This is a genomic window from Cohnella panacarvi Gsoil 349, from assembly GCF_000515335.1.
Lineage (GTDB): Bacteria > Bacillota > Bacilli > Paenibacillales > Paenibacillaceae > Cohnella > Cohnella panacarvi.
In genome coordinates this window covers 2,767,665-2,778,188 of the sequence record NZ_KI911563.1, presented here as the reverse complement: position 1 = coordinate 2,778,188, position 10,524 = coordinate 2,767,665, and the positions used below count along the sequence as shown (strand labels likewise).

The 10,524-nt window shown below is 53.9% G+C and carries 10 protein-coding genes, 1 tRNA gene and 1 other annotated feature; all 11 genes read left to right on the top strand.

What is annotated here, in order from left to right; all coding sequences use genetic code 11:
• Nucleotides 1-10: 10 nt before the first annotated feature.
• Nucleotides 11-264 (top strand) — a sequence feature (23S ribosomal RNA rRNA prediction is too short).
• A 280-nt stretch (nt 265-544) separates the two neighbouring features.
• The 11 genes from COHPA_RS0113305 (at nt 545) to COHPA_RS0113255 (ending at nt 10,519) form a co-directional block, all read left to right on the top strand.
• Entirely contained in the window at nt 545-1,720 is a 1,176-nt protein-coding gene (locus tag COHPA_RS0113305; RefSeq protein ID WP_169733266.1) for a putative glycoside hydrolase, read from the top strand.
• 151 nt (nt 1,721-1,871) lie between these two features.
• Complete coding sequence (gene guaB, locus COHPA_RS0113300; RefSeq protein ID WP_027086649.1) at nt 1,872-3,329, top strand: IMP dehydrogenase; 1,458 nt, start codon at nt 1,872-1,874, stop codon at nt 3,327-3,329.
• Nucleotides 3,330-3,466: 137 nt separating this feature from the next.
• A complete protein-coding gene (locus COHPA_RS0113295) occupies nt 3,467-4,828 on the top strand; it encodes a D-alanyl-D-alanine carboxypeptidase family protein (RefSeq protein WP_027086648.1) in 1,362 nt (453 codons plus the stop codon).
• 84 nt (nt 4,829-4,912) lie between these two features.
• Nucleotides 4,913-5,794, top strand: coding sequence for a pyridoxal 5'-phosphate synthase lyase subunit PdxS (gene pdxS, locus COHPA_RS0113290; protein WP_027086647.1), 882 nt, complete (start codon nt 4,913-4,915; stop codon nt 5,792-5,794).
• Nucleotides 5,795-5,887: 93 nt separating this feature from the next.
• The gene (gene pdxT, locus COHPA_RS0113285) at nt 5,888-6,472 is read left to right on the top strand and encodes a pyridoxal 5'-phosphate synthase glutaminase subunit PdxT (protein ID WP_027086646.1); all 585 of its coding nucleotides are present in this window, start codon (nt 5,888-5,890) and stop codon (nt 6,470-6,472) included.
• Between the two features lie 6 nt (nt 6,473-6,478).
• Nucleotides 6,479-7,765 (top strand): serine--tRNA ligase, encoded by a 1,287-nt coding sequence (serS, locus tag COHPA_RS0113280; protein WP_027086645.1) that lies wholly within the window; start codon nt 6,479-6,481, stop codon nt 7,763-7,765.
• Nucleotides 7,766-7,818: 53 nt separating this feature from the next.
• Nucleotides 7,819-7,907, top strand: a tRNA-Ser gene (locus tag COHPA_RS0113275).
• Nucleotides 7,908-8,769: 862 nt separating this feature from the next.
• On the top strand, nt 8,770-9,117 hold the full coding sequence (locus COHPA_RS0113270) for a hypothetical protein (RefSeq protein ID WP_027086644.1): 348 nt from the start codon (nt 8,770-8,772) through the stop codon (nt 9,115-9,117).
• A 14-nt stretch (nt 9,118-9,131) separates the two neighbouring features.
• The gene (locus COHPA_RS25840; RefSeq protein ID WP_169733265.1) at nt 9,132-9,308 is read left to right on the top strand and encodes a hypothetical protein; all 177 of its coding nucleotides are present in this window, start codon (nt 9,132-9,134) and stop codon (nt 9,306-9,308) included.
• Nucleotides 9,309-9,323: 15 nt separating this feature from the next.
• On the top strand, nt 9,324-9,476 hold the full coding sequence (locus tag COHPA_RS25600) for a small acid-soluble spore protein P (protein ID WP_156926662.1): 153 nt from the start codon (nt 9,324-9,326) through the stop codon (nt 9,474-9,476).
• A gap of 197 nt (nt 9,477-9,673) precedes the next feature.
• Entirely contained in the window at nt 9,674-10,519 is an 846-nt protein-coding gene (locus COHPA_RS0113255) for a YitT family protein (RefSeq protein WP_051421846.1), read from the top strand.
• Nucleotides 10,520-10,524 lie beyond the last annotated feature (5 nt).

The window sequence follows — 10,524 nt, the reverse complement described above, 5'->3', positions numbered from 1 at the left end:
CTGTCGCGGGCGTAGGAAATTTGAGAGGGGCTGTCCTTAGTACGAGAGGACCGGGATGGACGCACCGCTGGTGTACCAGTTGTTCCGCCAGGAGCACCGCTGGGTAGCCAAGTGCGGAAGGGATAAGCGCTGAAAGCATCTAAGCGCGAAGCCTGCCTCAAGATGAGATTTCCCAATTCGTAAGACCCCTTGAAGAACACGAGGTTGATAGGCTCGGGGTGGAAGCGCGGCAACGTGTGGAGCTGACGAGTACTAATCGGTCGAGGGCTTATCCTAATGACACGGATGGCCAAAATGTTTCAAACTTTCACCAACGCTTTGTTTCGCATCCAGTTTTCAAGGCGCAAGCCTACATATGCACACCTTACCACCGCTACCGGTGGTTTTTTGTTTTTATCTCTCAAGTATGGGTTTCCCCGCCTGCAATCCCACTAACTCCAACTCACAACATCAACCGCCTATGCAAACACTACAAGCAATCTTCACTTGCGGGAGGTGTCATCTACTCGCCATGCGGGAATGCCTAAGAACAACGATAGTAAGCATGGCAATGGTTCTCCTATTGAGCGGCTGCGCGTCCGCGAATACTGATTCTACGCACGAGCTCAAGCTGCCAATGGTCAAACCCGTGCCTCAATCGACGACGTCCAAAGCTCCACAGACGCAGCATGCTGACGATACGGCGATCTCAACTGCCGAGGACTCCGAAAAGGTCATTTTGCGTAGGCCGGCCGAACCGATAAGAGGAATTTACGTTTCGTCTCACGTAGCGCGCAGCAAGCGGATGGACGAGCTTATCGATCTCGTGGACAAGACAGAGCTTAACGCGGTAGTCGTGGACGTTAACAGCGGCATGACTTTAACGGCACTGCCGAAGTCGGCGAAATCCAAGTCGTTCACCATCGCGAAGACTCGCTCCGCAGGGCAGATCGCCAATCTCGTGAAGAAGCTGAAGCAACATCGCATTTACACGATCGCTCGAATCGTTACGTTCAAAAATCCGGAGCTTGCTCGCGCCGTACCTGCATGGAGCATAAAGCGTAAGAACGGCCGCACGTGGACCGACAAGAGCGGTACCCCGTGGATCGACCCCTATCGCCAGGAAGCATGGGAATATCCGCTGAAGATTGCGGAGCATGCGGCCCAAATCGGGTTCGACGAGATCCAGTTCGATTATGTGCGTTTTCCGGAAAACGAGAAGAAAGTCGACCAAGAAGTCGCCTACGCGAATCCCAAGCGTTGGTCCAAAAGCGACGCGATTGGCAAGTTTCTGCACCGGGCATCGATCAGATTGCACAAAGCCGGCGTAAGGGTGTCCGCCGACGTGTTCGGACTTGTCGGTTCCTCGAACGGCGATATGGGCATCGGTCAGAACTGGGCAACCATCGTTAAGGAAGTCGACGTGATCTCGCCGATGGTTTACCCTTCGCACTATTCGGACGGAATTTGGGGAGTGAAGCACCCTGATTTATCGCCTAGGCCGATTATCGCCCACGCTCTTATGGATATTAGTCGAAGGAACGAACAATTGAAGGCGAAAGGAATCGATACGGCTAAAGTGCGGCCATGGCTGCAAAGCTTCTCCGCGTCTTGGCTTCGTGCGCATCAGTCATACGGAACGAAGCAAGTGCGCGAGCAAATTTCGGCTGCTGCGGAGGCCGGTTACCCTTCTTATTTGCTGTGGAATTCATCTAGCAGATATCCGCGACTGAATCGTTGAACGGCAATTATGAAAGCGATGAAAACGCCGAAATGGCGCGGTTTTCCACCGTTCCGATTGTGCTTGACAGTCACAAGTGCCTCTGCTAAGATTGCAGATAATCAATCGGAGACAATATGCCGGACTGCAACCGGCAAGGGGGTAATTATTCGTGTGGCATAATAAATTCGCCAAAGAAGGGCTGACGTTCGACGACGTACTGCTCGTTCCTCGGAAATCTTCCATTCTTCCGCGGGACGTCGACGTATCGACGGTGCTCAGCCCTTCGGTGAAGCTCAACATTCCGTTGATCAGCGCGGGGATGGATACGGTCACGGAATCGGCTTTGGCGATCGCGATTGCGCGTGAGGGCGGTATCGGAATCATTCACAAGAACATGTCGGTAGCTCAGCAAGCCCAGGAAGTCGACCGCGTTAAGCGTTCGGAAAGCGGCGTTATTACGAATCCTTTCTCGCTGACTCCCGAACATCATGTCTACGACGCCGAAGAGCTGATGGGTAAGTACCGCATTTCCGGCGTGCCGATCTGCGACGAGAAGGGCAAACTGGTCGGCATTCTGACGAACCGCGATCTGCGCTTCGTGCACGATTACTCCATTAAGATCAAAGAAGTGATGACGCGCGATAACCTCGTTACCGCTCCCGTGGGAACGACGCTTCAACAAGCGGAAGGCATCCTTCAACAACATAAGATCGAGAAGCTTCCTTTGGTCGATGAGACCAATACGCTTAAAGGACTCATTACGATCAAAGATATCGAGAAAGCGATCCAGTTCCCGAACGCGGCGAAGGATCAGCACGGCCGTTTACTCGTGGGCGCGGCAGTCGGCGTATCCAAGGATACGTTCGAGCGCGCCGAAGCTTTGGTGCATGCAGGCATCGACGTTCTTGTCGTCGACTCCGCTCACGGCCACCATATCGACATCGTGTCGATGGTACGCAAGCTACGCGATAAGTATCCGCAGCTTACGATCGTTGCGGGCAACGTGGCGACGGGAGAAGCGACTAGGGATCTGATCGAAGCAGGCGCATCCGTCGTTAAAGTCGGCATCGGACCCGGCTCGATTTGCACGACGCGCATAATCGCGGGGATCGGCGTGCCGCAGATCACGGCAATCTACGATTGCGCCACGGTTGCGCGAGAATACAACGTTCCGATCATCGCCGACGGCGGGATCAAGTACTCCGGCGAAATTACGAAAGCCATTGCGGCCGGCGCAAGCTGCGTCATGCTCGGAAGCCTGTTCGCAGGTACGGAAGAAAGCCCCGGCGAGTCGGAGATTTACCAAGGACGTCGCTACAAATCCTATCGCGGCATGGGTTCCATCGGCGCGATGAAGGAAGGCAGCAAGGACCGTTACTTCCAGGAGAACGAAAGCAAGCTCGTACCGGAAGGAATCGAGGGCCGCGTTGCTTATAAAGGCCCGCTTAAGGATACGATCCATCAATTGCTCGGCGGACTTCGCTCCGGCATGGGCTATTGCGGAACGGCGACGATCGAAGAACTGAAGAACGACACCGCATTCGTTCGCATCACGGGCGCCGGATTGCGCGAGAGCCATCCGCACGACGTTCAGATTACGAAAGAAGCACCTAACTATTCGTTATAAGACGAGATTCGGTAGTCAAGAATTGGAAGCCGCAGCCGGGTAAAACCGGGACCTGCGGCTTTTTCCTTAATGAAAAACTGTGTTACAATAAAGGCTGCATGAAATGCGAAATTTGGAACGAAAAAGGAGAGAATGCGTTGAATCGCCATCATCTATTGTCAGGAATTACGAAACGATTGTCGAAACGGTTCGCGATATATAGCGTGCTTTCCTCTTTCTTGCTTTTATATGTATTAAGCGCGGGTGCATCGGTCGCTTTCGCGGCGGACGAGGCAGATTCTTTAACGACCGGGGCAGTCCAAGTGAGGGCTAAAGCAGCGATTCTTATCGATGCTTCTTCCGGACAAGTTTTGTACCAATACAATGCCGATGAAGCAAGACCGCCGGCGAGCATGGCTAAAGTCATGACGGAGTATCTGGTCAACAAAGCCGTCAAAGAAGGCAAGCTCTCTTGGGATCAAGAAGTTATCGTGGGAGACAACGCAGCCAAGCAAGATCGCAGAGGCAGCATCATTCTGCTGAACACGGGCGACAAGCATACGGTAAAGCAGCTATATCAGGCGATGGCGATATTCTCGGCCAACGATGCCGCGGTTCAATTGGCGGAGACGATCTCGGGTTCCGAAGCCAACTTCGTCGAGCTGATGAACGAGACGGCCCAGCAACTAGGCATGACCAACACGCACTACGTTAACTCGACGGGGCTCGAGCTTTACATGATGCCGGAAGCATATCGTCCTGCGAGCGGCGAGACGATGATGTCGGCGCGCGACACGGCGACGCTCGCGTACACGATCATTAAAGAATTCCCCGAAATTCTAGATACGGCTAAGATCCCAAGTCTCAAGTTCCGCGAGCGCGACAAAGATCCGATGATCAACTGGAACTGGATGCTCGAATCCAATAAAGCGAATGCTAACTTTAAGAAGTTCGCGTACACCGGCGTTGATGGATTGAAGACCGGTAATACCGACTCCGCGGGCAAATGCTTCGTAGGTACTTCGCTTATTAACGGAACGCGCCTCATATCGGTTGTCATGGGTGTCCCGGGCACGACGCAACAGGGCTACCGCTTCATCGAGACGGCCAAAATGTTCGATTACGGATTTAACGGTTTCGAGAAGCAAACTTTGCTTGAGGCGAAGGCCGTCGTACCTGAATACGAAACGCTCAAGGTGAAGAAAGGCAAGTCCAAGAAGGTTGCCGTCGTTACGGCTACGGACCTGACCCTGCTCGTACCGAAAAATTCGAAGACGGTGCCCGAGCTCGTGGAAGCGAAGAGCGCCCAAGATCCCCTGGTCGCTCCGATCAAGACCGGAGATGTAGTCGGTACCGCGACATATAAATACAAAGACCCTTCAACGATGGAAGATAAGACGGTAACGATCGATTTGATCGCATCCGAAGACGTGGGTAAAGCAAGCTGGTGGCAAGCGCTGTTCCGCGCAATCGGAGATTTCTTCAGAAGCTTGTTCAACGGGATCGTGAACCTGTTCTAATCGCGACATTCCGAGTAAAATGGTTGTATTTAACATAAGGTTCATGTAAAATTAATGGTTAGAATCTTTGGGAGGCATGGAAACATGGAAACGGGTACTTCGAGAGTTAAACGCGGTATGGCCGAAATGCAAAAAGGCGGCGTCATTATGGACGTCATGAGCGCCGAGCAAGCAAAAATCGCCGAAGCGGCGGGCGCTACGGCCGTTATGGCTTTGGAAAGAGTTCCATCCGACATTCGTGCGGCAGGCGGGGTTGCCCGTATGGCAAACCCTGAGCTGGTCGAGCAAGTTATGAAAGTCGTTAGCATTCCGGTAATGGCGAAAGCACGGATCGGCCATTACGTCGAAGCGAAAGTACTGGAATCGCTCGGCGTCGACTACATCGACGAGAGCGAAGTGCTTACGCCTGCTGATGAAGTGTTCCACATCGACAAGACATTGTTCACGATTCCGTTCGTCTGCGGCGCGAAAGACTTGGGCGAAGCGCTTCGCCGTATTCAAGAAGGCGCGTCCATGCTTCGCACGAAAGGCGAGCCGGGAACGGGCAATATCGTTGAAGCGGTTCGTCATATGCGCCTGATCAACGGCCAAATCCGCAAAGTACAGAACTTGTCGAAGGACGAGCTTTATAACGAAGCGAAGGTGCTAGGCGTACCTTACGATTTGCTTCTCAACATCCATGAGACGGGACGTCTCCCGGTCGTTAACTTCGCCGCGGGCGGCGTGGCTACGCCATCGGATGCCGCTCTGATGATGCATCTTGGCGCAGACGGCGTATTCGTAGGCTCCGGTATTTTCAAATCGGACAGCCCTGAGAAGTTCGCTCGCGCGATCGTCGAAGCGACGACGCATTACGAAGACTACGAGCTCATCGCGCGCGTGTCCAAAGATTTGGGCGAGCCGATGAAAGGCATCGATATTTCGAAGCTGCACGCAGCTGATCGGATGCAGGATCGCGGCCTGTAAGCCGCCCGCAACACGAATACCATCGAGCGGCTTCCACTCGGTACCGTAACGGACCGAAGGAAGCCGTTTGAGATTAAGGAGAAGGAATTCAGGATGAGAATCGGCGTATTGGCGCTGCAAGGAGCAGTCGCCGAGCATGTTCGAAGCATAGAATTAGCCGGCGGCGAAGGGGTTGCCATCAAGAGAGCGGAACAGCTGGCGGATATCGACGGGCTGATTATTCCGGGGGGCGAAAGCACGACGATCGGAAAGCTCATGCGAAAGTACGATTTCATGGATGCGATTCGGACGTTCTCGGAGTCCGGCAAGCCGGTATTCGGTACGTGTGCCGGCCTGATCGTATTGGCCGAAAGGCTTGAGGGTGCGGAAGAGCCTCATCTCCGTCTCATGAACATGACGGTCGCCCGCAATGCGTTCGGAAGACAACGGGAGAGCTTCGAGACCGACCTGGACGTCACAGGGATCGAGACGCCGCTTCGTGCCGTGTTTATCCGTGCGCCGCTTATTAAGGAAGTCGGAGAGAACGTCGACGTGCTCTCTACCTATAAAGGGGAGATCGTTACGGCGCGACAGGGCAACCTGCTCGCATCGTCTTATCATCCCGAATTGACGGATGATTACCGGCTCCATTCGTATTTCATCGAGATGGCTCGTCAAGCGGCGGGCGAAAGGGGTTAACGTTACATGCTGGATATTAAACTGCTGCGCAATCATTACGATAAAGTTGCCCAAGCCCTTGAGAGCCGCCAAGCTTCCGTGGAGATTATCGCCGAGTTTCCTAAGCTCGACAGCAGCCGGCGGGAGAAATTGACCGAAAGCGACCAGCTCAAGAACCGCCGCAACGTCGTGTCCCAAGAAGTCGCGAAGCTGAAGAAGAGCGGAGGGAACGCCGACGAGCTCATCGCCGAGATGAAGGAAGTCGGCGACCGGATCAAGCAGCTCGACGAGGAAGTGCGCGAGATCGACGTTGCTCTGGATGCGCTTCTGCTGTCTATTCCGAACGTGCCGCATGAAAGCGTGCCGGTAGGCGCTTCCGAAGAAGACAACGTGGAAGTTCGCAAAGTTGGCGAGCCGCGCGCGTTCGAATTCGATCCGAAGGCGCACTACGATCTCGGCAACGACCTCGGTATTCTGGATTTCGAGGCTGCGGGGAAAGTGACGGGTTCCCGGTTTGTTTTCTACAAAGGGTTGGGCGCGCGTCTGGAACGTGCTCTGATTAACTTCATGATGGACCTTCATGCGGACCAGCACGGTTACGAAGAGGTGCTTCCTCCATATATCGTCAATCGGGACAGCCTTGTTGGGACGGGCCAGCTGCCGAAGTTCGCGGAAGATCTGTTTAAGCTCGAAGGAACGGATTATTTCCTGATTCCGACAGCCGAAGTTCCGGTAACGAACATCCACCGCGACGAGATTCTGTCGGTGGAATCGCTGCCGAAACGATTCGTCGCCTTCAGCGGCTGCTTCCGTTCGGAAGCCGGTGCGGCAGGACGCGATACGCGCGGGCTTATCCGTCAGCACCAGTTCAATAAGGTCGAGCTTGTTCAACTCGTGGCGCCGGATCAATCCTACGATGTACTCGAGCAGCTGACGGGCCACGCGGAACGCGTGCTGCAGCTTCTCGGCTTGCCCTATCGCGTGCTTGCGCTCTGCACCGGAGATATGGGATTCGGTTCTGCGAAGACGTACGACATCGAAGTATGGATTCCGAGCGCCGGAACGTACCGCGAGATCTCGTCCTGTACGAACTTCGAGGACTTTCAAGCCCGCCGCGCGGCGATTCGCTATCGTCCGGAGAGCGGCGCGAAGCCTGAATTCGTGCACACGTTGAACGGTTCCGGTCTTGCGCTAGGCCGCACGGTCGCCGCCATTCTCGAGAACTACCAGCAAGCGGACGGCTCCGTTATCATCCCGGAAGCCCTTCGCCCGTACATGGGTGGAATTGATTGCATAAGCCCCCGCAAGGGTTGAACGCGAATATCGCTTGTGATATGATTACGTGGCAGCATTTTGCTGCCACCTATGGAGAGATACCGAAGCGGTCATAACGGGGCGGTCTTGAAAACCGTTAGGGTGCAAGCCCACGTGGGTTCGAATCCCACTCTCTCCGCCATAAACAAAAAACCAAGCCGATTCCGGAAGGAATCGGTTTTTTGTTTATGGTGAGTGGGATGAGAACGGGTCGTAAAGCGGACATGCCCGGGGGGCATGTTCGTAGACCCAGGGACTCGAATCCCACTCTCTCCGCCATAAACAAAAAACCAAGCCGATTCCGGAAGGAATCGGTTTTTTGTTTATGGCGAGTGGGATGAGAACGGGTCGTAAAGCGGACATGCCGGGGGCATGTTCGTAGACCCAGGGACTCGAATCCCACTCTCTCCGCCGAACAATAGAACCTGCGATAGTACAGGTATTTCATAGAACCGGTGGGGCAATAGATCGATAAGTGCAAATGTGCTGGCAATATCTAGTCGCGCGACTCAAATCGAAGGTTTGGAGGACTAATACCTGCATTTTCGCAGTATCAAGGGTATACGTGCGATTTCGGGTAGGATTAACTGCAGAATTGCAGGTGTGGATCGACACAGCGGGAAGACACAGTGTACGACCCCCCGGTGCTGCGACTCAGTAGGAAGACACAGTGTACGACCCCTCGGTGCTGCGACTCAGTAGGAGGAGAAAGTGTACGACCCCCCGGTGCTGCGACTCAGTAGGAGGAGAAAGTGTACGCCCCCCCGGTGCTGCGACTCAGTAGGAAGAGAAAGTGTACGCCCCCCCGGTGCTGCGAAGGAAGTAGGGGAGGTCCGCCATCCTGTTGGGATCCGACGCACGCCGCATTTGGAGTTAAAAACGCGCACCGGGAAATCCGCGGGAAAAGATTGGCAACGGTGTCATAGCGGTTGAGGTGAGCACGCCGACCGATCCGAATAGGATCGGATTTTTTGTGCCACTCTAACGGAGTGGAGGTGCTCATCATGGTAAGCAATGACGAACTTAACGTCCCGCAAGAGGACCTGGTTCAAGCCTGGCAGCAGACGCTCCCTCAGCGGTTGACGGTCGGGGATAAGGCGCAAGTGACGGCTGACGGCGCGGATCCGCGCGGGCTTAGAGTCCATATCGAGACTGCCGGCCATCAAATGATGGAATTCGACTTCGCGGTCCGGTACGTAGATAGCCGCGAGATCGACATCCAAGTCGTCGATGTCGAGAGAGACGGCCAGACGATCGACGAGCGAGCGGACATCCCGCAACAATTAATCGCCGATTATCGGCGGCATCTGCACGAGACCGCCCAAGCGTTGCATCATTTTACCCATAGCTAAGGAGGGTACCCCGCTTGTCTAACGCGAACGGTTATCCGGACAAAAATTTAAGCAACGTCGTCGAGCAGATGGAGGAACGCCCGGTTGACGCGCATCATGCGCAGCAAATACAGCAGCAAAGGAACGATCATAGACACCAAGCTTCGCTTAACCATGACGGGTCTGTCGAACAATCGAATCCGAAAAGCTAAGGAGGCATGAGCCGCATGAGCAAACCGAAATCGGTAGCCGTCAATCAACCCGATGGCTCTAACAATGCCCACGATATCGATGCCAACCCTTTCCCGAACGCGCCGTTATCCGGCAGCAAGAAAGTGAAGAACGCAAACCATGTGAGCCATCGCAATCCGCAAGGTTAACTTTTATATTCGAAGACCCGGTGAAAATCGAATTTCGCCGGGTCTTCTTGTTGTGTCGGATAAAAGCCAATTGGTATAATAAAATGATGGATTTCTCATTAGACGATAAGGAGGAAATACGCATGACAGCACAGAAACAGAAACTTCCTGTACCGCCGAGACCGCCTACAAAGCCGAAGCAAATCCGCCATCACAAAATGACCCGCTTTGAGCTTTTCCGAAGAATATTTTTCATTATTCTCGGTGCTTGTTTGGTAGGGGTCGCCCTTGAGATTTTCCTCGTTCCGAACCAAATCATCGATGGCGGCATAACGGGTATTTCCATTATGTCCTCGCATCTATCCGGAGTACCGATCGGGATCTTCCTGACGCTGCTCAACCTCCCTTTCCTCGTTATCGGTTATCGTACGATCGGCAAGACTTTTGCCTTATCCACGCTGCTTGGCGTTATCGTGCTCTCGATCGCAACGACACTGTTGCATCCTGTTCAAGCTTTTACGGAAGAAATCTTCTTGGCTGCCGTATTCGGCGGTATTTTCCTCGGTGCCGGTACCGGTATCGTAATCCGCGCGGGCGGATCGCTCGACGGTACGGAAATCGTCGCGATTCTGTTCAGCAAGAAAACTCCGTTCTCCGTGGGCGAAGTCGTTATGTTCATTAACGTATTCATTCTTGGCAGCGCCGGGTTCGTCTATTCATGGGACCGCGCGATGTACTCGTTAATCGCCTATTATATCGCCTTTAAAGTCATCGACCTGACGATCGAAGGGTTGAACGAGTCGAAATCCTGTTGGATCATAAGCGATAACTATAGGGAGATAGGGGACGCGATCGTGGATCGCCTCGGCAGAGGCGTCACTTTCCTGGACGGAGAGGGCGGCTATACGGGAGATCAGAAGAAGGTTATTTTCTGCGTCATTACTCGCTTGGAGGAAGCTAAACTGAAGTCGATCGTGAACGAGCTTGACCCCGTCGCGTTCTTGGCCGTAGGCAACATTCACGATGTTAAAGGCGGACGCTTCAAGAAAAAAGACATTCATTAACATTA

Coding starts and splice junctions, on each gene's coding strand:
- COHPA_RS0113305 (WP_169733266.1), top strand. CDS start 545: ATGGCAATGGTTCTCCTATTGAGCGGCTGCGCGTCCGCGAATACTGAT.
- pdxS (WP_027086647.1), top strand. CDS start 4,913: ATGGAAACGGGTACTTCGAGAGTTAAACGCGGTATGGCCGAAATGCAA.
- pdxT (WP_027086646.1), top strand. CDS start 5,888: ATGAGAATCGGCGTATTGGCGCTGCAAGGAGCAGTCGCCGAGCATGTT.
- serS (WP_027086645.1), top strand. CDS start 6,479: ATGCTGGATATTAAACTGCTGCGCAATCATTACGATAAAGTTGCCCAA.
- COHPA_RS0113270 (WP_027086644.1), top strand. CDS start 8,770: ATGGTAAGCAATGACGAACTTAACGTCCCGCAAGAGGACCTGGTTCAA.
- COHPA_RS25600 (WP_156926662.1), top strand. CDS start 9,324: ATGAGCAAACCGAAATCGGTAGCCGTCAATCAACCCGATGGCTCTAAC.
- COHPA_RS0113255 (WP_051421846.1), top strand. CDS start 9,674: ATGACCCGCTTTGAGCTTTTCCGAAGAATATTTTTCATTATTCTCGGT.